The organism is Streptomyces sp. NPDC085946 (assembly GCF_044540485.1).
GTDB lineage: Bacteria > Actinomycetota > Actinomycetes > Streptomycetales > Streptomycetaceae > Streptomyces.
The window spans coordinates 54460-78802 of sequence record NZ_JBITSF010000002.1 but is presented as its reverse complement, the minus strand read 5'-3'; the positions used below and the strand labels follow the sequence as shown (position 1 = coordinate 78802).

The window sequence follows — 24343 nt, the reverse complement described above, 5'->3', positions numbered from 1 at the left end:
GATCGCCGGCGAAAACTAGGGAGGGGAGCCCACGTGCCGCAGGGCAGTCCGCGAGGTACGTACCTGGAGGTCTCGGAATCCCTCCGCGAGAAGATCAGGGACGGCGAGATCACAGAAGCGCTGCCGTCTCAGTCGGCGCTCGTGAGCGAGTACGGCGTGAGCCGCAGCACCATCGAGCGGGCGCTTGCCGCGCTCAAGGCCGATGGTGTGATCGAGTCGGTACAGGGCGCGGGATGGTTCGTGGTGGGGACCGGCGACCGCCGGCCGTTGGTCGAGCGGGTGACCGACCTGTTGCGCGGCGGGGAGGTGAAGGTGGGTGACCGCTTCCCTACCGAGAGGGAGCTGTGCGAGCGGTTCGGAGCGTCCCGGACTGCCGTGCGCTCCGCCATCGCGCAGATGGAGGGTCAAGGGTTGATCGGCAAGGGGGCAGGGCGAGGGCGGGAAGTCCTCACGCTGCCGACCGGACGGGAGACGCAGACGGCATGACGACGGCGGAAAGCACGGAGTTCGACGCGGACGCGGCAGAGGCCATCCTGCGCCGGGCATGCGCGGTCGCCGACCTGGAGCCGGACGGCATCGAGATCCTTCGGCTAGGCGACCATGCCGTGTTCCGTGTCGACGGCGGCCGGATCATCTCGCGGGTGGGGCGGGGAGCTGACCGGCTTGCCTCGGTGCGGCGAGAGGTAGCGGTGGCCCGGTGGCTCGCTGACCAGGGATACCCGGCTGCTCGTCTCGTCACGGACGCCGAACAGCCGATCGTGATTGAGGACCACCCGGTCACCTTCTGGGAAGGGCTCGCAGACGGCGACACGTACGCGAGTACGGCGGAAATGGGCGTGCTATTGCGGCGGCTCCATGAACTGGAGCTGCCGCCCTTTTCGCTGCCGCGACTCCAGCCGTTCGAAAAGGTCGCGAGCCGCTTGGAGCGTGCCTCAATTCCGGCGAGTACCCGATCATTCCTGCGCTCTATGGCGAGGGATTTGGAGGTCGAGTATGAGCGCCTTGAATTCTCGCTCCCCTCGGGACATCTGCACGGTGACTTCAACGTGGGTAACGTCCTGCACGATGCGTCTGGCCATCCGCGCGTAATTGACCTGGATGGGTTTGCTGCAGGCCCCCGCGAGTGGGACCTGATGCAAACAGCCATGTATTACGACAGCTTTGGATGGCATACGGAAGCGGAATATGCGGATTTCGTGGCGGGCTACGGTTTCGACGTGCGCGGATGGTCCGGATACGCCGTTCTCCGGAGCGTGCGAGAACTGCTGATGGTCACGTGGCTCTCGCAGAACGCGGGCGCGAACCCCCGGGCCGCTGACGAGGTCGAGAAGCGGGTGGCAACTCTCCGGTCCGGAGGATCACGCCGAGATTGGGCGCCCTTTTAAGGAGTCAAGCCGCATTTCTGCCACAGGCGGTAGGTCCGCGCTTCTTCCATGAAGGCGCGGAATTCCACAGCGTCACGCATCCCAGGGGAAACGCGTTCGCGGAATTCTCGAACGTACTGGACGCAGCGCGCCGACTTTAACCCCTCACCGAGTTGTAGTGCAGTCTTGGCGATTTCGCAGCCGCGCCCAATTTCACCCTGGTTTATATGTGCTTCGGCCTGCACCATCGTCGCGAAGAAGTCGCTTCGATTGTTCAGACCGTCGCCGAAGATTGACCCCGCGCCTCGTTCTGCCGCTTCTGCGGACCGGCCCAAATCTCGGAAGCAGTGGCCGATCTCGGCTGCAAGTTCCACTTCATCGAAATACGCGATGTACGGCGGATCGCTGTCCGGGGTCCGCTGACTGAGCTTGCGCTCTGCCTCTACCAAAGCGAGGTCGCATCCCCGTTCGTCGCCGAGGCGGGCCAGGGCCCGCGCCTCCATCGCGCGGAACTGCGCGGACATCGTGGGGCCCAGCACTCCGGCCGGTCCCGTGTAGGCCGCCCGAGCAAGGGTGGCAGCGTCCTGGTAGCGCCCGAGGAACGTGGCCTGGTGGCTCATCGCGGAAAGGATGCTGCCGCCAAGAAGCCGGTCCCCTGCCGCTTGTGTCATGCGCAGGGCCTGAATGAAGTACCGCTGAGCGATGCCATGAAGCCCGCTGTCGTACGACATCCACCCGGCGAGCAAGAGCGCTTCCGCCACGGCCGAGTAGAGCTGTTTGCCCACGTCGTCGGAGTACTTGCCGTCCAGCATCGGCCGGACGTCCGTATGCAGGTACTGGATCAGCGCGCGTCGGGCGTGGCCACCGCCGAACTTGCCATCGAGCATGCTGAACGCGTCGGCAGTGGAACGGATCATCTCCACGTCCACCGCGCCGATCGCGCGGTTGCCCGCGCGCGTCAGCTCCCCGTCCGGCGGGGCGACGATCCAGCGCAGGGACGCCGCGTTCCAGGCGGCCGAGTCCGGCTGCGCCTTGACCAGTACCTCAGCCTCAGCAAGGTCGGCACGCCAGAGGTCTGCGACGGTCTTGGCCGTCGTCTCGGGCCTGTCTGCGAACTCAAGCCCGAGGTCAGGCTGTACGGAAGACACGGCCGCGTCACCCATGCCGATGTCGTCCAGGGTGAGCCGGCGCCCTACCTTCTGGCCGATGGCATCCGCGATGAACTGCGGCATGTTGCCGCGTGGGACTGCCCCCTTGAGCCACCGTGAGACGTACGTGTGATCGCAGGTGATGTCTTCACCTGACCGAGCGGCAGCGGCGACCACCGCGCGAGCAAGGGACTTGTGCGAGAAGTCGCCGTCCTGCATGAGCGCGGCCAGTCTGGCGTTCCGGTCTGCCATGGGACCCCCAGAGTGCGGCCGTAGTACCAGCTTGACTCATCGTCACTCTACGCAGGTCAGGCCGGGTGTGCAGAGGGTTCGCACCTAGGAGTGCACGAGTGCACCCCCAAGTACTCGCTCCCGAACTGCCCGCCGGGTGAGGACAGTTGAATCACCACCGCACGGAACAGGCCGGCGGAACCGAGTCGAAAGCCACGGGTTGACGGCGCGGAATCCTTCTGCCAACGTGAGTGGTAGGTAATACACACCACGCATGGCGGGTGTGTGGCACCGAAGCACGACCAATGGGGGCCACGTCCACCGGACGCGGCCTCAAGGGGCCCGGGACAGAGCGGGCCGAGGGCGCACCCGACCCTGGGCATTCGGGAGGGCTTAGACCGAAAGGTCACGTCTCCATACGCCTGAAACGGGAGCTCGTGTTCCCGGAGGAGACAGCGACACGTTCAACCCCTCCGCAGCGCTCGCCGCTGCGGCCGGTTGCCTCCGCTGCACGTCTCGTACGTGCAGCGCTGAGGGGAGCCGGATGTTCCGACTTCAACGGCGCGCGCCCCCGGAGTTGCAGCTCCGGGGGCGCTGTTCGGGCCGTTCCACCCTGTGAGAGGACCACGACCCAATGGACCACATCGTCACTGTTCAGGACGCTGTTACGGCGTTCGCGGACTTCATGGAGCCGACGGACGCGGAGCTGGACGCGATCGAGCGGGAGATGCCCGTCATCCTGGCGGACATCGACCTGCTGGACGCGCACATCGTCACGCTGGACCGCACGCCGACCGAGCTGGACGCCCGCCGCATCCGCCGGGCCCGCCGCCGCGCGCTCGCCGCCCGCGTCACGCTCCTCAATCGCGCGGCCGGCGTGAGCCTTCCCGGGGGTGCCGCGTGAGCGCCACCAACCGGAATCTGACCGCCGCGCACGCCGAGGTCAAGGCGGAGATCGCGCGGACGGACACGAAGACGGCGCTGCTGCTGGCGTTCGTCGGCGCGGTCCTCGCCGGCACGTGGTCGGTCGCCCGCGACCTGCCCCTGAACCTCCCCGCCTACATCGCGGGCGGCATCGGTCTGGCACTGCTGGTCGGTGCGGCCGGGCTGCTGCTGCGCTCGGTCCGCCCGAACCTGAGCGGCCGGCACGGCTTCCCCCTGTGGGCCACCCTCACCGCCGAACAGATCGGCGCCGCCGTCACCTCGGACCTGGCCGCCGACATCGCCGGACTCTCCCGGCTCGCGGTCAAGAAGTTCACCTGCCTGCGACGCGCGGTCGACCTGACCATGACCGGCGGCGCCCTGCTCATCCTCGCCGCCCTGCTCACCGCCGGGGGTGCCCGATGACCGGCGCGAAGCTGACCCGCGTACAAGTCGGGGTGCTGACGGCCGCGTTCGTGCCGATGCTGGCCACCGGCGTGTTCGGTGGTATCGGCACGTACAGCAACATCGGCCACGCCTACGGCAAGGGCACCGCGCTCGGTGCGCTCGCCGCCGGTGAGGGCGCCACGGCCGTGCTCGCCCTGGTCCTGCTCGGGCTGACCATGCTGGGCCAGTCCTCCCCGCGCATCGTCCGGCTCGGGCTGTGGGCGCTGCCGGCCGCCGCCGCCGTCATGGGCGCGATGGCCGCCCCCGACCCGGGTCGCACGGTGATCTACGCGCTGACCCCGATGGGGATGTCCGTCTCGGCCGAGGGCATGGCGTTCCTGGCCCGGCGGATCGTGGTGCACACCGACGGCCGCGACGCGGAGAACGAGCGCCGCACCGCCGATCTGGTGCAGGCCCTGGCCTACCACCGGGCCCGCGCCACCCAGCACCCCAGCGACCGGGTGCGCAAGCGGTCGGATAGGGCGTCGTGGCGGCTGGCCCGCAGGGTCGGGGTCGGGGATGTCGCGCTCGGATCGAGGCTGCTGGACGTGCAGCGCGACCGCGTCACCGCCGGCGCGGACGCCGCCCTTGCCTCGATGTTCGGCGCCACCACCCTCGACCCCGCTCCGGACACGTATGCGGAGGAATCCACCGAGAAACCCGCGAAACGGTCTATGGCTGACCTCGCGGTATCGACCCCGGACCCGGTGGTGACCCTGACCCGGCTGCCCCTGCCCGATCCGGTCGCCGTCGACCTGGGCAAGTCGACTCTCCCCACCAAGCCGCTCCCTTCGATCGCCCCGGCCCCGGTCAAGCCGATCGAGCGGCGCGCGGTGGCGGCCGAGTCGAGTAGGCCGCGCCGCGCCACCGGCCGTGTCCCGGAGGTGGCGAAGTCGCCCCGGCCCAAGCGCACCCCGGCCGAGCTGCTGGCCGAGGCGCGCGAGGTGACGGCCGATTGGCCGGACGCGAGGGTGACCGCGGAGGGCATCCGCCGGGTGGTGCGTACGTCGCCGGCGAACGCCCGGATGCTGCGGGACACGTTGCTCGCCGAGCGTGCCGGGGCGGGGGTGGCCGGGTGAGCACACCGGTGTTCGTCCTGATCGCGGTCGGTGTGGCGCTGGTGTGGGGTGTCCACGGGTGGTGGATGTCCCGGCGGCTGCGGATTGCTCGCCGTGACCCGTTGACCGGGCTGTGGACGCGGGAGGCGTTCACCCGCCGGGCCCGCCGTCTGCTGCGCAACCCGCACGCGGTGGTGGTGCTGGCGGACGTGGACCGCTTCAAGCAGGTCAACGACACCCACGGGCACGCTGCCGGTGACGCTCTGCTCGCCGCCACGGCGGCCCGGCTCTCCCATGCCGTGGGCCGCGCCGGTGTGGTCGGCAGGCTCGGGGGTGACGAGTTCGCCGCCGTCCTCATCGACCGCGAGGGCAGTGCCGCCGACCGGTTCGCCGTCCTCGCCCGCGTCCTGGCCCGTCCCGTCGACGCGGCACCCGAGGTGCACACCACGGTGTCGCTGGGCTGGGTGCGGCGCGGTGACCATCCGGCAGAGGACCTGTCGGGGCTGCTGCGCAGGGCGGACGAGGCCATGTACGCGGCCAAGCGCGGCCCCGGCCGCGTCCGCCGTGCCGGTCTCGGTCGCCTGCTCGCCGGCGTCGCCGGACGGCGCCCCGGACGCCGGGGCGCCGCATGACCACCCTGCCCACCTACCGCTGGCACCTGGCCCCCGACGGCTACGCCACCCGCCGCCAGCTGAGGGCGCGCGGTCTGCGGCCCGGCGGCCAGGACGTGGCCGCACAGCTCGAACGACCCCGCCGCCGGCGCCCGCCGCTGGTTGCCTACCTCTACCGCGTCGACCTGGCCAAACCGGTCCGGCCGATGACCCCGGCCCGGTGGACGGCGCTCGCCGCCGCGAACCGGGCCCGCCGCACCTGCCCCACCTGCCAGCGGGATGCCGGATACGTCATCCCCGCCTCGCTCGGCACCTGCGTGACCTGCGCCTTCCCCGAACCTTCCGACTCTCCGAGGAGTGCCTGAGCATGCGTAACGCCGACATACGCCGCCTGGACCGCGAGATCCAGGCGACCACGAAGAAGCTGGAAGCGGTCCGCCGGGGCGAGTGGTGGCCGCTGAACGGCAGCGAGCGCCGGGCGATGGCCCGCGCCCTGGCCGGCGGCGCCTACAAGGTCGCCCGGGGCCGCAGCGCCGGCCGTGAAGAGCAGCGCATGGACGCCACCGGCAACAGCGCGGAGATGCGCCTGAACGCGGAACTGACCGCCCTGCACGCCGAGCGGCAGCGGCTGCTGACCGAGGCCGCCCGCGCCAAGGCCGCCAAGAAGTCGTCCGGCTGGTTCTGACCAGCCAACCCTCGCACCGGGGTGGCCGCGCTTTCCACGGCCCCGGCCACCCCGGCTCTCTCCCTACTCCCGCCCCTGTCGGGGCAGTTCAGGAGAACCCCCAGCATGTCTGAGAACGTCGTCCACCTCCACAAGCCCACCGACCCCCCGACCCCCGACACGGCCCCCACCGTCCTCACCGTCGTGCCCGACGCGCCGCCCACGCGGCCGGTGCCACTGTGGGTGCGCTCCGGTCGCGCCGTGAAGAGCGTCGCCACGCACGAGCGGGCGAAGACGGTCGTCCGGGCGACGGCCCGGCACGGCCTCTACACCGTCAACGGCGGCCGGATCGTGGCCCGCCGCACGTGGGACGGCCGCACCGGCGCCCGGTACGAGCGGATGATCCGCGCCGCCGAGGCGGCGGGGAACCTGGAGGCGGCCGAGGAGTGGGAGGAGCGGCTGACGCGCTTCCGCGCCGCCCGCCACCACCGCCGCATGGACCTGCTCCACTCGCCCGTGGAGGCCGCCAAGGGCGTCGCCGTCGGCGCCGGCATGAGCATCGGCGTCCTGGTCGCCCTCGGCATCGTCATGGCCATCAACTCGGGCCAGGCCGGGGACGTGATCACGCCGCTGTCGGCGACGATCGACTTCATCGCCCTGCTCATCCGCATCGTGCAGATCGTCTGGGGGCCGCTGATCTCGATCGGCCCGTTCCTGGCGCTGCTGGCCCTGTGGGCGGTCGGCCGCAACCAGCAGGCCGCACCGAACTGGGCCCTGCCCGCCAACGTGCGGTCGGGCGAGGGGGAGCCGATCACGCCGTCCATCGTGGTCAAGGCCCTGCGCGACCTCGGGGTGCCCGCCCTGGCGCGAGCCATCAAGGAGATGGGCGACGCCGGCGCGAGCATGCTCGGACCGATCCGGATCGCCGGATGCGGCGTCGAGGTCGACGTGACCCTCCCGTCCGGGGTGTCGACGGTCGAGGTGCAGAACCGGCGGCGCAAGCTCGCCGAGAACCTGACCCGGCACGAGCACGAAGTGTTCATCACCATCCCGCAGGCCGCGCGGACGGTGCGGCTGTGGATCGCCGACTCGGGGGCGCTGGACGAGCCGATCGGCCCGTCCCCGCTGGTCACCGACGAGACGCTGACCGCCGACTACGCCAAGGGCAAGGCGCCGTGGGGGCAGGATCTGCGCGGGGACGCCGCCGCACTCAGCCTGTACCAGCGCCATCTGTTGATCACGGGTCTGTCGAACCAGGGCAAGACGGCCGCGCTGCGGGCGCTGGCCCTGTGGGCCTGCCTGGACCGCCGGGTGGAGTTCCGGATCGCCGACCTCAAGGGCGCCGGCGACTGGGCCATGTTCGACGGCCTCGCCACCGTCCTGATCCAGGGCCCGGCCGATGAGCAGGTGATCGAGGCCACCGAGATGGTCGAGGGCCTGGTCGAGGAGATGAACCGGCGCATCGAGGTCCGCCGCCGCGACCCCGGCGCGGTGTTCCCGCCGCTGATCGGGATCGTGGACGAGGCTCAGGTGGCGTTCATGTGCCCGGTCAAGGACGAGGACGGCCGCCCTTACGGCGGCTCCAAGGCCGTATCCCGGTACTTCATGGCGGTGCGCAAGGTCCACAACCAGGGCCGGGTGGTCGACGTGCTGCTGTGGGAGGGCACGCAGGACCCCACCGACCAGAACCTCCCCAAGCTCGTGCGCGAGGGCGCCCACACCCGCGCCTCGCTCGCGCTGGGCACCGAGTCGCAGGCCCGCATGGCCCTCGGGGACAAGGCCGTGGACGGCGGCGCCGCCCCGCACCTGCTGCGGCAGGGCCTGGACAAGGGCACGCTGGTCGTCGCCTCGGACGGGATCGAGATCCCGGCCGGGCAGGCGTCCCTCACAGTGCGCACGCACTACATCGACGACGAAGCCGCCGTGGCCATCACCGAGCGGGCCAAGGCCCTGCGCGACGGCGTCACCACCCTGCACAGCATCGACCGCGGCGAGGAACGCGACCCGCTCGCCGACATCGCCGCCGTCATCGGCGACGCGCCCCGGGTGCGCACGCAGGAGGTCATCACTCGGCTCGCCGCACTGAACACGGACGCCTACGCCGGGTGGTCGTTCATCGACCTCAAGCGGGTGCTGGACGCCGCCGGCGCGGAGCCGTACAAGTCCGACGGCCGCATGGTCGTCGGCCGCGACCGCGTCGCCCGCGCCCTCGCCGAACGCGACGCGGAGGGTTCCGCTTCCGCCGAATGAGGGCAGGGAGCGCACCCCCGGCGGGCCAGGGAGGCAGGGAGAACTCCCTGACCGCCTCCCTGCCCCGCCTCCCTCGCTCTGACCTGCGCAAATGATCGTCCAGGGAGGCAGGGAGGCACGCAGGTCAGACCCCCGAAACACCCCTCCACAGCGCCCCCGGCAGGGGGTGCCCCTGCCTCCCTGACCCACGTTCGGAAGGGATTCCGCATGTACCCCGGCCACATCCACCGACCGCCCACCGAACGGGCCGTGGAAGTCCACCAGCCCACCCCGCTCCCGCCCGCCGCCGTGGTGCCAGCGCCAATCGTCCCCGTCCAGCCGGGTACGGTCCCGACGGTGGCGAGCATCGTCCTGCCCGACGGCCGCGTCGTCACCGGCTACGCCATCGACCACGCCCGCCCCGAGCCGGTCACCGCCAAGCCGGCCGTCTCGCGGACGGCGGTGAACATCGCCCTCAGAGGCGTCGGCTTCCTCGCGGTGTGCGGCGGGCTGCTGCTGCTCACCTCGTTCATCGCCGCCCTGACCGCGTTCATCACCCAGCTCATCACCCTCGCCGCCGTCATCTTCGGCGGCTGGATCGCCGTCCAGGTGCTCAGTGCGAGCGGTCACAAGGGCGGCACCACGGTGAACATCCGCCGGGCCGTCTTCAAGCGCAACCACTTCCACGGCTGAGGCTCAGCCGTCGCCACGTCCGGCTCTCCGCCGGATGAGAGCGGCCAACCACTGGCCGACCACCACGCTCACGGTCACCGTCAGCGCGAACGAGAACGAGTCGTCCCACGACTTGCCCCTCACCCAGTGCCACACCACCGCACCGAGCCCGAACACGGCACCCACGTAGGCCAGCACCACAAGCCACCGCACGAACCGGTGTCGGTGCCCCAGCACGGTAGAAGCCTCACCACTCGCCCGCTGACGCCCCGTCATGGTTCAGCAATTACCCGCTCACCGCTACGCCAAGGGCGGCCCCCGATTCCGCCAAGAACACCGGGGCCGCCCTTGCCCAACCAGCCCACTACAGACCTGTTGGAGGTCTCCCAGCATGACGCAACCCACCACCATCCGGCGAGTGCGCGAGACTCGGCCGCGCCTGCTGGATCTGTTCTGCTGCGCCGGCGGCGCCGCCGTGGGCTACGCCCGCGCCGGTTTCGCCGTCGACGGCTGCGACATCGCCGACCGACCCAACTACCCCTTCGCCTACCACCGGGACGACGCGCTGGCCTACCTCGCCCACCTGATCGAGACGGGTGAGATCCGCCGGTACGCGTTCGTGCACGCCTCCCCGCCCTGCCAGCACGGCTGCGCGCTCACGGTGGGCACGAACGCCTCGCAGGGCTGGGGCCGCGCGCACGTCGACCTCGTCGCGCCCACCCGTGAGCTGCTGGACGCGTCGGGCCTGCCGTACGTGATCGAGCAGCCCAACGGCCGCGCGAAGATTCGCAAAGACCTCACCCTGTGCGGCGAGATGTTCGGCCTCGGAGTCATCCGACACCGCAACTTCGAGGTGGGCGGCTGGAGCATCGAGCAGCCGGCGCACGTCCGGCACCGGGGCCGGGTGCGCGGCTACCGGCACGGCCAGTACTTCGACGGCCCGTACGTGGCCGCCTACGGCAACGGCGGCGGCAAGCCCAGCATCCCCGAGCTGCAGGCGGCTATGGGCATCGACTGGACCGACGTGCGCGAGGAACTGACCGAGGCCATCCCCCCGGCCTACACCGAGCACATCGGCGCCGTGTTCCTCGCCACGATCGGGCTGGGGGTGGCGGCGTGAGCGAGACGCCCTCCATCCAGCGCACCGCGCTGAGCCTCGCTGCGTCTGGTGTGCCGGTGCTGCCCCTGCGTCGGGGCAAGGTGCCGTTCGGCAACTGCACGGCGTGCGCGGGCAACGCGTGCGGCGGCCGGCCGAACATGAAGACCGCCGGGCCCTGCCGGTGCCCCGGGGTCTGCCACGCCTGGGCCGCCGCCACCACCGACCCGGCCGTCATCGCCTCGCCCGCGTGGGCGGCGGCGTGGCGGCGGGCGGTGTGTGTCGGCTACCACCCCGGCGGCGTCGGGCTGACCGTGGTGGACCTGGACGACGCGGACGCCATCGCCTGGGCCCGCACCGTCCTGCCCGCCACGCGCACGGTGTCGACGACGCGCGGTGAGCACTGGATCTACCGGGGCGCCATGGCCTCCCGCAACGCGGTGCGGCCCGGCGTGGACATCAAGTCCACGATGGCCTAAGCCCGTTACCTCGGGCCCGGCACCGGCGCGATGGCCGACCTGCCGGACGCCGTGCGGGCGCTGGCCGTCAAGGCGCCCTCCCCGGTCCGGCCGGCCCCCGTGGCCGTGCCCACGGGGGCCGGGGGCGGGGAGTGCCCGCACCGCACGCCTGCCTACCTCGCTCGTGGCATCGCCATGGCCGAGCAGTGCATCACCGAGGCGTCCAGCGGAGTCCACGCGACCGTGTACCGCACCTTCCTGGCCGTGCTGTCCCGGCACGGCCGGTGCGGCTGCCTCACCGACACCCACGTCAACCGGCTGTTCACCGCCGCGCAGCGCAAGGGCGAGACGGCCCGGCACTGCACGGACGCGTGGACCAACGCCCGCACCACGTTGGGACTGTGACCATGTCCAAGGACGAGAAGACACCCGCCCGCGAGATCATCACCGACTACGCGCAATCCCACTTCCGGTACTTCCGCACCGCCGACGGCACCGTGTACGCGCAGCGCAACGGCCACCCCGTGGCCCGCCCGATCCGCTCCCAGGGCACGACCGGCAGCCACCGGCAGGAACTCATGGTCGGGCTGTTCAAGGACGGCATCGGCGTGTTCAACGGCACTGCCATGAAGGAGGCGCTCGACCTGATCGAAGCGTTGGCGCTGACCGAGGACGTGCAGCCCGTGCACATCCGCGTCGCCCCCGGATTCGACGGGGCCACCTGGCTGGACCTGGGACGCAGCGACGGACAGTCCGTGCGCATCCACCCCACCGGCTGGGACATCCGCACCCCGGACCCGCGGGAGGTCTGCTGGCGGCGCACCCAGCTCACCGGGGAGCTGCCCCTGCCGGTCAAGGACACCGACGGCAAGGGCATCGACCTGCTGATGCGGTTGTGCAACTTCGCCACCGCCGAGACCGAGTGCCTGGCCATCGCCTGGCTCATCGGCTGTCTCGGGCCGGACGTGCCCGTCCCGGCCCCGTTCCTCACCGGCCCGCAGGGCGCCGGCAAGTCCACCGGCGGGCGGATGCTCGTGCGGATCATCGAGGGCATGACCGGGGACCTGCGCCGGGCCCCGAAGGACGAGGAGAACCTGATCACGGCGGTGGCGGCCGGCTGGGTCACCGCCCTGGACAACCTCTCCCACATGACCCCGGAACTGTCCGACGCCATGTGCTGCATCGTCACGGGGGCGGAGAACGTCAAGCGCGCGCTGTTCACCGACGGGGACGTGTTCCGCATCGGCTACCGCCGCCCCCTGCTGCTGACCGGCATCGACGTGGGAGTGATCCGGCCCGACCTCGCCGAACGGCTGCTGCCGCTCCGCCTGGAACGCCCCCGGGTGCGGCGCACCGAGGCGGAACTGTGGTCCGACTTCGCCGAGGTGCTGCCCGTCATCCTCGGCTCGCTGCTGGACCTCACGGTGCAGGTGCGGGCGGCGCAGGCGGACATTCCGACCGACCTGCGCATGGCCGACTTCGCGCACCTGTGCGCGCAGCTCGACGCGGCCACCGGTCTGGGGGCGCTCGCCGCCTACCGGGCCAGCCTGGACGACCTCAACGACGACGTCATCGAGGGCGACCTGCTGGCACAGACCGTGCTCAAGCACGCCGCCGGCATCGACCCGGGCACCGAGCAGCGGATGACCTCGGCCGAATGGCTGCACGCCCTCACGGGCCTCTACACGGGCGAGGACTTCCGCCCCCTGCCCAAAGGGTGGCCGACCACCGGCAAGGTGCTCTCCGACCGACTTAAGCGCCTCCAGCCCACCCTCGCGGCCCGGGGCGTCCTCATCGACTGGGGACGCACCAACGCGTCCCGCTATATCGAGATCGCCCGGCCCCCCGCCGCGCCGCCCTCGCCGGAGCAGGAAGCGGCCTTCTGACCGCCCCGGCACCACACCCGGCCCGGACAAGCAAGAGGAGCACCCGGCGCCGCACCGCGTGCTCCTCTTGCTGTTCGGCGGCGGCGCCGCCCTCGAAGGACGCGCCGCGAAGCGGCTCCTTCTTCACGTCCTGAGACGCGCACCACAACAGACACCACCCCTCTTTGTCCGAAGTAGGAAGACGCTGCGTCACCTGCGTCACCCGCACCTCGAAAACGGCCGGTGACCTGCCCAAAGGCCGGTGACGCAGACAGCCGGTCTCTGCGTCACCCCGCGTCACCTGCGTCACCCGATGACGCAGGTCTGTGTCACCGGTGACGCACCCCCATCGTGCTGCGTCACCGCGAAATCGCAGGTCAGAGCGGTGAATGACGCAGGTGACGCAGGTGACGCAGAAATCCGCACCTCGGACAGACACGAACTCCCGCTACAGACACCCGCCACCCCCGACGGAGAGTCCCAAAGGAGCTTCCCGTGAGCATCACCACCGTGGACATCGCCCCGCTGGCCGAGGCTGGCGACCCGGCCCCCGTTCTCCTGACCGTCGAAGAGGCGGCCCGCTGCCTCCGCATCGGCCGCACCACCTGCTACGCCCTCATCCGCGCCGGAGAGCTGGAGTCCCTGACCATCGGCGGACTCCGACGCGTCCCCGCCGACGCCCCGGCCGCCTACCTCGCCCGCCGCCGCGCCGAGCAGCGCGCCGCCTGATCTCGCCCCCCTCGGAGCGCCGCCCGATATACGGGCGGCGCTCCGGTCTGTCTACCTTGCACCGACCGGAGGAACTGCCAATGGCAGAGGAGAAAAAGCGCACACGCCGAGCCAACGGCGAATCGGCCATCTACCTGGGCAAGGACGGACGCTGGCACGCCCGTGTACCCATGGGCTACAAGGACGACGGAACGCCCTACCGCCGCCACCTGACGCGCCCCACGCGCAAAGAGCTGGTGGACGAAGTCCGGCGCCTGGAGAAGCAGCGGGACGAAGGTTCCGCGCGCCAGCCCGGCAAGCCGTGGACGGTGGCGAAGTGGCTTGAGCACTGGGTCGAGAACATTGCCCGGCCCGTAGTGAGCGAGAACACGTACGCCGGCTACGAGGTGGCAGTCCGGGTGCACCTGGTGCCGGGAATCGGTCGGCATCGCATCGACCGCCTGGAGCCCGAACACCTGGAGAGTCTGTACCGCCGGATGCAGAGCGCCGGCAGCAAGGCAGGCACCGCGCACCAGGCTCACCGGACGGCACGTACGGCATTAGGGGAAGCGGTCCGGCGCGGCCACGCAGCGAAGAACGCCGCCGCGCTGGCGAAGCCTCCCCGGATGGAAGAGGACGAGACGGAGGTAGAGCCCTACTCCGTGGACGAGGTGCAGAGCCTCTTGCTTGAGGTGAACAAGCGCCGCAACAGTGCCCGCTGGATGCTGGCCCTGGCCCTCGGACTGCGACAGGGCGAGACGCTCGGTCTGCGGTGGTCTGACGTAGACCTGGACAACGAGTACCTGAAGCTGCGCAGGAACCGGCTGCGACCGAAGTACGAGCATGGGTGCGGCGAGGCAGCGCCCTGCGGGCGGAAGGCCGGCTACTGCCCGGCCCGGGTGCAGGTGCGACGCGAGACGAAGAACACGAAATCACGGGCCGGACGCCGCGCCGTGCCCCTCCCGGGCCCGCTGGTCGTGATGCTCCGCTCTCACAGGGAGGCGCAGGCCCGGGAGCGCGCGGCGGCCGGGAATCTGTGGACCGAGTCCGAGTACGTGTTCACCAAGCCGTTGGGCGGACCGCTCAGCCCGAACACGGACTACCACGACTGGAAGCGGCTGCTGGAAGACGCCGGCGTCCGGGACGGGCGCCTACACGATGCGCGGCACACTGCGGGCACCGTGCTGATGCTGCTCGGGGTCCCGGACCGAGTCATTGACCAGATCATGGGTTGGGAGCCGGGCGGCGCAGCCCGGATGCGGGCGCGGTACCTGCACGTGACCGATCCCATGCTCAAGGAGGCGGCCCGGAAGATCGAGCGCGCCATCTGGGGAGCCCCAGAAAACCTCGCTGTGGACAAAGACCAGGACAACGAGGCGTAGAGACAACGTCGAAGGGCCCCCTGTTTCCAGGGGGCCCTTCGACATCGTGCCCGGTGAGGCACTGGCGGAGGATACGAGATTCGAACTCGTGAGGGGTTGCCCCCAACACGCTTTCCAAGCGTGCGCCCTAGGCCTCTAGGCGAATCCTCCGTCGGAAACATTACATGACCGAGAGCAGTGCTCGCGAACTCGTTCCTCACCCCCGACATCAGGTAACCTGTGCGAAGCCCCTCACGCGGCGCTATCTGACTGAACTCCCCCAGGGCCGGAAGGCAGCAAGGGTAGGTCGGCTCTGGCGGGTGCGTGGGGGGCGCTTGCGTGCATCGGCCGACGTTCGCCGGTGACCGTCCGGCTCCGGTTGTCTTTCGCGCGCGGGCCCCCGGTGCGGCCGTCCGCCCCCGCCTCCGCGGGCGGGACCCGATGTCAGTCCGCGCCTATAACCTCGTAAGCGTGTCGTCTCTCGCGCTGTACCGCCGCTATCGCCCGGAGTCGTTCGCCGAGGTCATCGGGCAGGAGCATGTCACCGACCCGCTGCAGCAGGCGCTGCGGAACAACCGGGTCAATCACGCGTACCTGTTCAGCGGTCCGCGCGGCTGCGGCAAGACGACCAGCGCGCGGATCCTCGCCCGGTGCCTGAACTGCGAGGAGGGACCCACACCGACCCCGTGCGGCACCTGCCAGTCCTGCCAGGACCTGGCCCGCACCGGACCCGGTTCGATCGACGTCATCGAGATCGACGCGGCCTCGCACGGTGGTGTGGACGACGCCCGTGACCTGCGGGAGAAGGCGTTCTTCGGACCCGCGCGCAGCCGGTACAAGATCTACATCATCGACGAGGCCCACATGGTCACGTCGGCCGGTTTCAACGCGCTGCTGAAGGTCGTCGAGGAGCCCCCGGAGCACCTCAAGTTCATCTTCGCGACCACCGAGCCCGAGAAGGTCATCGGGACCATCCGGTCGCGCACCCACCACTACCCGTTCCGGCTCGTGCCGCCGGGGACCCTCCGGGAATACCTCGGCGAGGTGTGCCAGAAGGAGAAGATCCCCGTCGAGGACGGGGTGCTGCCGCTCGTCGTGCGGGCCGGCGGCGGATCCGTGCGTGACTCGATGTCCGTCATGGACCAGCTGCTCGCCGGCGCCGGCGCGGACGGTGTGACGTACGCCATGGCCACCTCCCTGCTCGGGTACACCGACGGGTCGCTCCTGGACTCCGTCGTCGAGGCCTTCGCGACCGGGGACGGGGCCGCGGCCTTCGAGGTCGTCGACCGCGTGATCGAGGGCGGCAACGACCCGCGGCGGTTCGTCGCCGACCTGCTGGAGCGGCTGCGCGACCTGGTCATCCTCGCCGCGGTGCCCGACGCCGCCGAGAAGGGGCTGATCGACGCCCCGGCCGACGTCATCGAGCGGATGCAGGCCCAGGCCGGCACCTTCGGCGCGGCCGAGCTGAGCCGGGCCGCCGACCTGGTCAACGAGGGACTGACCGAGATGCGCGGCGCCACCTCGCCGCGCCTCCAGCTCGAGCTGATCTGCGCGCGCGTGCTGCTGCCCGCCACGTACGGCGACGAGCGGGCGGTCATGGCCCGCCTGGACCGTCTGGAGCGCGGCGTGAGCTTCGCGGCGCCCGCGGCCGGGTTCGCGGCGCCGGCGGCCGGGATGCCCGCCCTGGGGTACGTGCCCGGGCCGGAGGCGCACGCGGGAGCGGCCCCCGCACCGATTCCGCCGGGCGGCGGCCCCGCCGCCGCCCGCGCGGCCGTCCGCGGTCCCGGAGCGGGCCACGACGGCGGTGCGGCGCCGGGGGCGGCCCCCGCCGCGGCCCCGCCGGCGCCGGGTGTCCCCGCCGGACCGGCGCCGGCCGCCGCCGCGCCCGCCGCCCCGGTGCCTCCCGGCCCCGCCGCCGGCGAGCAGCCCGCCCCGCAGCCGCCCCGCGCCCCGGCCCCCGCCGCCCCGTCGGCCGCCGGACCGGCGCCGGCCGCCGCCGCGCCCGCCCCGGGCGCCTGGCCCACCCCCGCCTCCGCGGGCAGCGGCCGCCGGCCCGGCGGCTGGCCCACGGCCGCCCCCGGCGGGCCCGCGGCGGGCGGATCCGCGCAGGGCGCGCCCGGCCCGGGCGGGCCCGTGCCCGGCGCGGCCCCTGGGCCCGCCACCCCCGCGGCGCCCTCCCCGGCCGCCGCCCCGCACCCGCCTGCCGCGCCCGCCGCGGCCGCACCTTCGGCCGGCGGCCTCGACCCGCGCGTGCTCTGGCCGAACATCCTGGAGGCCGTCAAGAACCGCCGCCGGTTCACCTGGATCCTGCTCAGCCAGAACGCGCAGGTGACCGGCTTCGACGGCACGACCCTCCAGCTCGGCTTCGTCAACGCGGGCGCCCGCGACAACTTCGTGAGCAGCGGCAGCGAGGACGTCCTGCGGCAGGCGCTGGCCGAGCAGTTCAACGTCCAGTGGAAGATCGAGGCGATCACCGATCCCTCCGGCGGCGGGGCCTCCCCGGCCGCCGCGGGTCCCCCCGGCTTCCCGGGTGCCCGAGGGGGCGCCCCCGGCGGCTACGGCGCCGGCGCGCCGGGCGGCGGTGGCCACGGCGGCGCGGGCGCCACCGGCGGCCACGGCGGCACCACGACCGCCCAGCGCCCGGCCCCCGCCCAGCCCGCCTCCGCCCGGGCGGCCGGCGCACCGGTCCCCGCGTCCGCCCCCGCGCCCCGGCCCCCGGCCCCAGAGCCACCGCCACCGGTCTCCCCCGAGGACGACATCCCCGAGGAGGACGACCCCGACCTCGACGAGTCCGCCCTCTCCGGCCAGGAGCTGATCGTCCGGGAGCTGGGCGCGACGGTGGTCGAGGAGTTCACGAACGAGTAGCCCGCGGGCAGCCGAGCCGCCGCCCGGTCCGGCTCGGTCCGGTCCGGTCCGGCTCGGTCCTGCTCGGTCCGGTCCGGCTCGGTCCGGCTCCGGGCGGCGACAGCCGAGGCGGTCGCAGGTAGCCAGGGCGGACTCGGCCGGACGCTCACGGGGCGCCCGGCGGAAGGGCCCCGGACCACGCCCGTTGGAGGAACCCACAAGCCCCATCCCTCCACTCCCTCGGCGGCCCGCACAAAGCGCCGGGCCCTTCTCCCGTTAGGCTGACCCCGTGAAGGTCCTCGTCATCGGCAGCGGCGCCCGCGAACACGCCCTGTGCCGCTCCCTGTCCCTCGATCCCGACGTCACCGCGCTGCACTGCGCCCCCGGCAACGCCGGCATCGCCGAGGTCGCCGAGCTGCACCAGGTCGACGCCCTGGACGGCGCGGCGGTGTCCGCGCTGGCCACGCGCCTCGGCGCGGACCTCGTGGTGGTCGGCCCGGAGGCCCCGCTGGTCGCCGGGGTCGCCGACGCCGTGCGCGAGGCGGGCATCCCGGTCTTCGGCCCCTCCGGGGAGGCCGCGCAGATCGAGGGCTCCAAGGCCTTCGCCAAGGACGTCATGGCGGCGGCGGGGGTGCCCACGGCCCGCTCGTACGTCTGCACCACGGCGGAGGAGGTCGCCACCGCCCTGGACGCCTTCGGCGCGCCGTACGTCGTCAAGGACGACGGCCTCGCCGCGGGCAAGGGCGTCGTGGTCACCGATGACCTGGAGGAGGCCAGGGCGCACGCCGCAGGCTGCGAGCGCGTGGTCATCGAGGAGTACCTCGACGGCCCCGAGGTCTCCCTCTTCGCCGTCACCGACGGCGAGACCGTCCTGCCGCTCCAGCCCGCGCAGGACTTCAAGCGCGCCCTGGACGGCGACGAGGGCCCGAACACCGGCGGCATGGGCGCCTACTCCCCGCTGCCCTGGGCCGACCCGAAGCTGGTGGACGAGGTCCTGCAGACCGTCCTCCAGCCGACCGTCGACGAGATGCGCCGCCGCGGCACCCCGTTCTCCGGTCTCCTCTACGCCGGTCTGGCCATCACGAGCCGGGGCGTGCGGGTCATCGAGTTCAACGCCCGGTTCGGCGACCCCGAGACCCAGGTCGTCCTGGCCCGTCTGCAGACCCCGCTGGCCGGCGTCCTGATGGCCGCCGCCACCGGGAACCTCGCCCACCTGGAGCCGCTGCGCTGGAGCGACGACGCGGCGGTCACCGTCGTCGTCGCCTCGCACAACTACCCCGGCACCCCGCGCACCGGCGACCCGATCACCGGCCTCGACGAGGTCGCCGCGCAGGACGCGCCGCACGCGTACGTCCTGCACGCCGGGACCCGGCAGGACGGCGACGCCGTCGTCAGCGCGGGCGGCCGCGTGCTGTCCGTCACGGCCACCGGCGAGGACCTCACCGAGGCCCGCGAGCGGGCCTACCGGGCGGTCTCCCGCATCCGCCTCGACGGCTCCCAGCACCGCACGGACATCGCGGCGAAGGCGGCGCGGGGCCACTGAACGGCCGGCCCCCCCCGATGAACCTCCAAGGCCCCGGATTCGTCTGAGAATCCGGGGCCTTGAGTGTGCTGTGCGTCATCCACCTTTCCCCAAAGCCATTCCATCGAGTGACCGATGCCCCATCCGGCTGACGGGGGCGGGGGCCGCAACTAGGGTGCGGCGCAAGGTTTCCGGCACATGGCCCATCGGCATTGCGATGTCAGTGACGGGTGCCACAGTGGGGGAGTGAGCAACACCAGGACGACGTCGGGTCAGCCGGGAGGGGGTGAGGTCGGGCCGTGATCGGAACGGGTGGAGAAGCGGGCGTGCGGGCGGCGCGCTCCCGCGCGCTGGCCGTGCTGCGGATCCGCGGCAGGGCACTGGCCGTCGCCCTGCTGCCGGCCGCCGTCGCCGTCGTCCTGCTCGCCGGCGCGTCCACCGGCCATCTCGCCGGGCCGGGCTGGGGCGCCGCGCGCCGGATCGTGACGCCGCTCGCGCTCCTCGTGCTGCTCGCCGCCGGCGCCGTCGCCCTGGTGGTGGCCCGCGCCCGCCCCGCCATGAGCCCCACGGTCCCGATCGCCGAGGAGGCGGCCCCCGACCTCTACCGGATGGTGCGCGACCTCGCCGACCGCCTCGACGTCCCGGCCCCGTCCGCGATAGCGCTGACCCCGGACTGCGACAGCTGGCTGGAGGACCGCACCCACCGGGCCCACGGCCCGCCGCCGGACTCCCGGTCCCGCCCGGCCGGGTCCGGGGGGGACGGCGTCCCGCGGGGCCCGGAGAGCCACGCGCACCGCCGCGCCCCCGCCGCCCCCGTGCTCGTCATCGGCTCCCCGTTCCTGTGGTGGATGCGGGTCGGCGAGCTGCGGGCGGTCCTCGCCCCGGTCGTCGCCGGCACGGGACCGTCGGCCCACCCGGACATAGCCGCCGCCCGGCGCTTCGTCCGGGGGCTGGACGCCGCGGTGGCCGTGACCGCGGTACCCCGCCGCGGGCCCGTGCCCCGCGCGGCGCTGGCGGGCGTCGGCTGGGTCGCCCGGCTGCTGCTGCGCGGTTGCCGCGGCCACGCCGCCGAGATGGAGCGCGGTGTCGCGGCCGCGGCCGCCGAGCGGGCGCAGGCGGTGGACTACGGCCTGCGGATCGTCGCCCAGGAGCAGGTCGGCCTGGCGTACGCCGGCTGGGACCGCCTCCTCACCCGGGTCGCGCTGCCCGCCTGGCGGATGGGCCGCTGGCCCTCCCGGCTGGACGCCGGCGTGGTGGCCGCCCTCACCGAACTCTCCCGCCGCGACCGCCTGGCCGAGGGCTTCGCCTCCCGGCTGGGCGAGCGCCCCGCCTGCGACCTGCTCGAAGAGCCCGGGGCGGTGGACGAGGCGGCGTCCCTCCTCGCCGCCCGCCTCTTCCACGGCGGGCCCGCCGAGCCCGGCCCCGACTGGTCCCCGGTCGACTGGAGCGCGTACCCGGAGGAGGTCGTGGACCGCAAGTGGCGCACGGACGCGGCCCGGCTGCACCGCGTCCTGGACGCGATGGGCGTACGCCCCGCCCCCGCGGACCCGGCCGGGCGCGCCGAGGCCCCCACCCTGGCCCGCGTCCTCGACCACCTGACCGAACCGGCCCCGCCCGAGGGCGCCGCCCGGATCGGGGAGCCGCCGCCGGACGACGACGAGGACCTCTCCCGCACCACCGCCCGCGGCGCCGCCCTCGCCGCCCGGCTCAGCGCCGAACTGGCCAGGGAGGAGGCGGCCGCCACCGGCGCCGCCGACGCCTCGGCCACCGCCCCCACCGCCGCGGCGGGCACCCCGCCCGTCCCCGGCGCCACGGGCTACCCCACCACCGCCGCCGACAGCGCCGTGTGGGACGACCACACCCTCCCGCTCTTCCCCCTCCAGCCCCTGCGCACCGCCCGCGAGCTCCTCGCCGACCACGTCACGGCGATGGTCTGCTGCGCGGCCATGGACACCGCGGGCGCGGCACCCGGCCTCGACTGGCTCGACGGCCCCTCCCTCCTCGTCGACGGCGAACGCGCCACCGGCCTGGGCACCGGCGTCCTGACCCTGATCGAGGACGGCGACCCGACCGCCCTGAAGGGCTGGCTGGCCCGGCTGGGGATACGCCCCGAGAAGCCGGTGCGTCTCGTATGAGCCGGTCGGAGCCGCCCGGACGAGTCGGCTGAGACCCGCCCGGGGCCCCGGACCAGCACACCGTCCGGAGTATCTGCTTCCGCTTTCGGTCAATTCGAAACGAACGGTGACGGAGCGCGTGCGTTATGTGATGTGCTGGGACCGAACGCGCACAGGGCAAGGGCGCGCGGCACACGCCGCGCACCGGCCGGGCGCGGCCGCCGCGCACCGGCGGCACCACCGGTCCGCACGGCACACGGCGGGCCGGCCGCGGCGCGCGGCGCCGGCGCACGAGCGGCCACCGGCGGGCGCGGCGAGCACCGCGAGCCGCACCCGCCCGGCCGACGAGCGCCGCCGCACCGCCGGGAACCGGAACCGCACCGCCACGAACGCGCGGCAGCACACGGCACCACCGGCACGCACGACCACGGGGGCGAGAGGGAGGGGAGCACACCATGGGTCCGGAGCAGACCGGCCGCTGGGAGTCGGGAACGCCGGCACACGCCGTGCCGGGTCCCTTCGGGCAGGGCCCCGTCCCGTGGCCGCGCGGCGGGGAGACGTACTTCGACTCGGGGACGCTCGTCCCCTGGTACGTCGAGCAGGCCCCGGCCTCCGGGCCGCGGGGCACGGAGCGGGTGCCCGGCCCGCGTTCCTCGGGCGGCCCCCGCTCGGCGGACGACGTGCACCGCCAGATCAAGGGCTTCACGGCCACCGGCGCGGCCGCCCCCGGCGAGGCGATCGACTTCCACGTCACGGTCGACCCGCCCCAGGAGTTCAGCGTCGACATCTACCGCATCGGCCACTACGGCGGCGACGGCGCGGCCAAGATCACCACGAGCCCCCGGCTGTCCGGCATCGTCCAGCCGCCGCCGCTCACCGCCGACCGCACGGTCTCCTGCCACCACTGGTGGCTGTCGTGGCGGCTGCAGATCCCGTCGTACTGGAACATCGGCGCGTACGTCGCCGTCCTGACCACCGCCGACGGCTACCGCTCCCACGTGCCGTTCACGGTCCGCGACGACCGCCCCGCGGACCTGCTCGTGGTGCTGCCCGACATCACCTGGCAGGCCCACAACCTCTACCCCGCGGACGGCCGCACCGGCGCCAGCCTCCACCACGCCTGGGACGAGGACGGCCGCCTGCTCGGCGAGGACGGCGCCGCCACGACGGTCTCCTTCGACCGCCCCTACGCCGGCTGGGGCCTGCCCCTGCACGTCGGCCACGCCTACGACTTCATCCGCTGGGCCGAGCGCTACGGCTACGACCTCGCCTACGCCGACGCCCGCGACCTGCACTCCGGCCGCGTCGACCCCACCCGCCACCGGGGCCTGGTCTTCCCCGGCCACGACGAGTACTGGTCGGTCCCGATGCGCCGCACCGTCGAGCACGCCCGCGACCACGGCACCTCGCTCGTCTTCCTCTCCGCCCACACCATGTACTGGCAGGTGGAGCTGGGTCCGTCCCCCTCCGGCGCCCCCGACCGCCTGCTGACCTGCCGCAAGCGCAGGGGCCCGGGCAAGCCGGCGCTGTGGCGCGAGATCGACCGCCCCGAGCAGCAGCTGCTCGGCATCCAGTACGCCGGCCACGTCCCCGAACCGCACCCCCTGATCGTCCGCAACGCCGGCCACTGGCTGTGGGAGGCCACCGGCGCGCACGAGGGCGACGGGATCGAGGGCCTGGTGGCGGGCGAGGCCGACCGCTACTTCCCGCGTACCCCGCTGCCCGGGCACGAGGAGCGGATCCTGCTCGCCCACTCCCCGTACACCGACCGCGAGGGCGCCACCCGCCACCAGGAGACCTCCCTGTACCGCGCCCCCTCCGGCGCCTGGGTGTTCGCCTCCGGCACCTTCGCCTGGTCCCCGGCCCTGGACCGCCCCGGCCATGTGGACCCCCGCGTCCAGCGCGCGACGGCCAACCTCCTGGACCGCATCTGCAAGCGGGACTGACCCGCCCGCCGCGACCGGCCCGCAGCACCCCGCCCACCGCGACGCGCCCGCAGCACCCCGCCCACCGCGCCCCGCCCCCCGGCCCCGATCGAACCCGCTGTCCCCGCTCCCCCCGGCGTACGGGAGAATCGGGAGTATTGGACAGAACCACGGGGAGGAACCGTGTCCGGATTCGTCGAAAAGCCCGAGCCGATCCAGGTTCCGGGTCTGGTGCACCTGCACACCGGCAAGGTGCGCGACCTGTACCAGAGCGAGGCGGGCGACCTCGTGATGGTCGCCAGCGACCGCATCTCCGCCTACGACTGGGTGCTGCCGACCGAGATCCCCGACAAGGGCCGCGTCCTCACGCAGCTCTCCCTGTGGTGGTTCGACCAGCTCGCCGACCTGATCCCCCACCACGTCCTGAGCACCGACCTGCCCGAGGGCGCCCCCGCCGAGTGGGCGGGCCGCACCCTGGTCTGCAAGTCGCTGCGGATGGTCCCCGTGGAGTGCGTGGCCCGCGGCTACCTCACCGGTTCGGGCCTGGCCGAGTACAACGAGTCCCGCACCGTCTGCGGCCTCGCCCTCCCCGAGGGCCTGGCGGACGGCTCGGAGCTGCCCGGCCCGATCTTCACCCCGGCCACCAAGGCCGCCGTCGGCGAGCACGACGAGAACGTGTCCTACGAGGAGGTCGCCCGCCAGGTCGGCGCGGACACCGCGGCCCGGCTGCGCCAGGCGACCCTGGCCGCGTACTCCCGCGCCCGCGACATCGCCCGGGACCGGGGGATCATCCTCGCCGACACCAAGTTCGAGTTCGGCTTCGACGGCGACGACCTCGTCCTCGCGGACGAGGTGCTCACCCCGGACTCCTCCCGTTTCTGGCCGGCCGACCAGTGGCAGCCGGGCCGGGCGCAGCCGTCGTACGACAAGCAGTTCGTGCGCGACTGGCTGACCTCGCCGGAGTCCGGCTGGGACCGCCGCGGCGAGCAGCCCCCGCCCGCGCTGCCGCAGCAGGTCGTGGACGCCACCCGCGCCAAGTACGTGGAGGCGTACGAGCGTCTGACGGGCACCAGCTGGAGCTGACCGGGCACCCGGGCCCCGCGCG

General features: G+C 73.0%; 21 protein-coding genes, 1 tRNA gene, 1 other RNA gene and 1 pseudogene. 21 read left to right on the top strand and 3 right to left on the bottom strand.

Features of this window, described 5'->3' with window-relative positions; genetic code table 11:
- Nucleotides 1-33 precede the first annotated feature (33 nt).
- Both ACIF8T_RS05960 and ACIF8T_RS05955 read left to right on the top strand, forming a co-directional pair.
- Nucleotides 34-486, top strand: a complete 453-nt coding sequence (locus tag ACIF8T_RS05960; protein ID WP_400031633.1) for a GntR family transcriptional regulator — start codon at nt 34-36, stop codon at nt 484-486.
- Entirely contained in the window at nt 483-1385 is a 903-nt protein-coding gene (locus tag ACIF8T_RS05955) for a phosphotransferase family protein (protein ID WP_400031631.1), read from the top strand. Before ACIF8T_RS05960 ends, ACIF8T_RS05955 begins: the two co-directional genes overlap by 4 nt.
- On the opposite strand, the gene ACIF8T_RS05950 is transcribed toward ACIF8T_RS05955, so the two are convergent.
- A complete protein-coding gene (locus tag ACIF8T_RS05950) occupies nt 1382-2764 on the bottom strand; it encodes a hypothetical protein (protein WP_400031629.1) in 1383 nt (460 codons plus the stop codon). The two genes, ACIF8T_RS05955 and ACIF8T_RS05950, sit on opposite strands and share 4 nt — an antisense overlap.
- Nucleotides 2765-3377: 613 nt before the next feature.
- Between ACIF8T_RS05950 and ACIF8T_RS05945 the strand changes: the two genes are divergently transcribed.
- The 8 genes from ACIF8T_RS05945 (at nt 3378) to ACIF8T_RS05910 (ending at nt 9366) form a co-directional block, all read left to right on the top strand.
- Entirely contained in the window at nt 3378-3647 is a 270-nt protein-coding gene (locus tag ACIF8T_RS05945; RefSeq protein ID WP_400031627.1) for a DUF6284 family protein, read from the top strand.
- Nucleotides 3644-4090, top strand: a complete 447-nt coding sequence (locus ACIF8T_RS05940; protein ID WP_400031625.1) for a Pycsar system effector family protein — start codon at nt 3644-3646, stop codon at nt 4088-4090. Before ACIF8T_RS05945 ends, ACIF8T_RS05940 begins: the two co-directional genes overlap by 4 nt.
- The gene (locus ACIF8T_RS05935) at nt 4087-5190 is read left to right on the top strand and encodes a conjugal transfer protein (protein WP_400031623.1); all 1104 of its coding nucleotides are present in this window, start codon (nt 4087-4089) and stop codon (nt 5188-5190) included. Before ACIF8T_RS05940 ends, ACIF8T_RS05935 begins: the two co-directional genes overlap by 4 nt.
- Nucleotides 5187-5801: a GGDEF domain-containing protein gene (locus tag ACIF8T_RS05930; RefSeq protein ID WP_400031621.1), complete on the top strand. Its 615-nt coding sequence runs from the start codon at nt 5187-5189 to the stop codon at nt 5799-5801. Before ACIF8T_RS05935 ends, ACIF8T_RS05930 begins: the two co-directional genes overlap by 4 nt.
- Nucleotides 5798-6145, top strand: a complete 348-nt coding sequence (locus tag ACIF8T_RS05925; protein ID WP_400031619.1) for an RRQRL motif-containing zinc-binding protein — start codon at nt 5798-5800, stop codon at nt 6143-6145. Before ACIF8T_RS05930 ends, ACIF8T_RS05925 begins: the two co-directional genes overlap by 4 nt.
- 2 nt (nt 6146-6147) lie before the next feature.
- On the top strand, nt 6148-6465 hold the full coding sequence (locus ACIF8T_RS05920; protein WP_400031617.1) for a hypothetical protein: 318 nt from the start codon (nt 6148-6150) through the stop codon (nt 6463-6465).
- Nucleotides 6466-6570: 105 nt separating this feature from the next.
- The gene (locus ACIF8T_RS05915) at nt 6571-8694 is read left to right on the top strand and encodes an FtsK/SpoIIIE domain-containing protein (protein ID WP_400031615.1); all 2124 of its coding nucleotides are present in this window, start codon (nt 6571-6573) and stop codon (nt 8692-8694) included.
- A 207-nt stretch (nt 8695-8901) separates the two neighbouring features.
- Nucleotides 8902-9366 (top strand): hypothetical protein, encoded by a 465-nt coding sequence (locus ACIF8T_RS05910; protein WP_400031613.1) that lies wholly within the window; start codon nt 8902-8904, stop codon nt 9364-9366.
- Between the two features lie 3 nt (nt 9367-9369).
- Here the strand turns inward: ACIF8T_RS05910 and ACIF8T_RS05905 are convergent, their stop codons facing one another.
- Nucleotides 9370-9582 carry a hypothetical protein gene (locus tag ACIF8T_RS05905; protein ID WP_400031611.1) on the bottom strand — a complete coding sequence of 71 codons (213 nt, stop codon included), beginning with the start codon at nt 9580-9582 and terminating at the stop codon, nt 9370-9372.
- Nucleotides 9583-9736: 154 nt separating this feature from the next.
- On the opposite strand from ACIF8T_RS05905, the gene ACIF8T_RS05900 reads away from it, so the two are divergent.
- From ACIF8T_RS05900 to ACIF8T_RS05880, 5 genes and pseudogenes are all read left to right on the top strand, one after another.
- On the top strand, nt 9737-10465 hold the full coding sequence (locus ACIF8T_RS05900; RefSeq protein ID WP_400031609.1) for a DNA methylase: 729 nt from the start codon (nt 9737-9739) through the stop codon (nt 10463-10465).
- A pseudogene (locus tag ACIF8T_RS05895) lies at nt 10462-11304 on the top strand (bifunctional DNA primase/polymerase). Before ACIF8T_RS05900 ends, ACIF8T_RS05895 begins: the two are co-directional and overlap by 4 nt.
- Nucleotides 11305-11306: 2 nt before the next feature.
- On the top strand, nt 11307-12785 hold the full coding sequence (locus ACIF8T_RS05890; RefSeq protein WP_400032339.1) for an ATP-binding protein: 1479 nt from the start codon (nt 11307-11309) through the stop codon (nt 12783-12785).
- 474 nt (nt 12786-13259) lie between these two features.
- The gene (locus ACIF8T_RS05885; protein ID WP_400031607.1) at nt 13260-13493 is read left to right on the top strand and encodes a helix-turn-helix domain-containing protein; all 234 of its coding nucleotides are present in this window, start codon (nt 13260-13262) and stop codon (nt 13491-13493) included.
- 80 nt (nt 13494-13573) lie between these two features.
- Nucleotides 13574-14854, top strand: a complete 1281-nt coding sequence (locus tag ACIF8T_RS05880) for a tyrosine-type recombinase/integrase (RefSeq protein ID WP_400031605.1) — start codon at nt 13574-13576, stop codon at nt 14852-14854.
- A gap of 62 nt (nt 14855-14916) precedes the next feature.
- Here the strand turns inward: ACIF8T_RS05880 and ACIF8T_RS05875 are convergent.
- Nucleotides 14917-15004, bottom strand: a tRNA-Ser gene (locus tag ACIF8T_RS05875).
- 72 nt (nt 15005-15076) lie between these two features.
- Here ACIF8T_RS05875 and ffs point away from each other — a divergent pair.
- From ffs to ACIF8T_RS05845, 6 genes are all read left to right on the top strand, one after another.
- Nucleotides 15077-15175, top strand: an RNA gene (ffs, locus tag ACIF8T_RS05870) — signal recognition particle sRNA small type.
- A gap of 129 nt (nt 15176-15304) precedes the next feature.
- Nucleotides 15305-17698, top strand: coding sequence for a DNA polymerase III subunit gamma and tau (locus ACIF8T_RS05865; protein ID WP_400031603.1), 2394 nt, complete (start codon nt 15305-15307; stop codon nt 17696-17698).
- 268 nt (nt 17699-17966) lie between these two features.
- The gene (purD, locus tag ACIF8T_RS05860; protein ID WP_400031601.1) at nt 17967-19220 is read left to right on the top strand and encodes a phosphoribosylamine--glycine ligase; all 1254 of its coding nucleotides are present in this window, start codon (nt 17967-17969) and stop codon (nt 19218-19220) included.
- 278 nt (nt 19221-19498) lie between these two features.
- A complete protein-coding gene (locus tag ACIF8T_RS05855) occupies nt 19499-21334 on the top strand; it encodes a hypothetical protein (protein ID WP_400031599.1) in 1836 nt (611 codons plus the stop codon).
- A 434-nt stretch (nt 21335-21768) separates the two neighbouring features.
- On the top strand, nt 21769-23259 hold the full coding sequence (locus ACIF8T_RS05850; protein ID WP_400031597.1) for a N,N-dimethylformamidase beta subunit family domain-containing protein: 1491 nt from the start codon (nt 21769-21771) through the stop codon (nt 23257-23259).
- A gap of 162 nt (nt 23260-23421) precedes the next feature.
- Nucleotides 23422-24321 carry a phosphoribosylaminoimidazolesuccinocarboxamide synthase gene (locus ACIF8T_RS05845; protein WP_400031595.1) on the top strand — a complete coding sequence of 300 codons (900 nt, stop codon included), beginning with the start codon at nt 23422-23424 and terminating at the stop codon, nt 24319-24321.
- Nucleotides 24322-24343 lie beyond the last annotated feature (22 nt).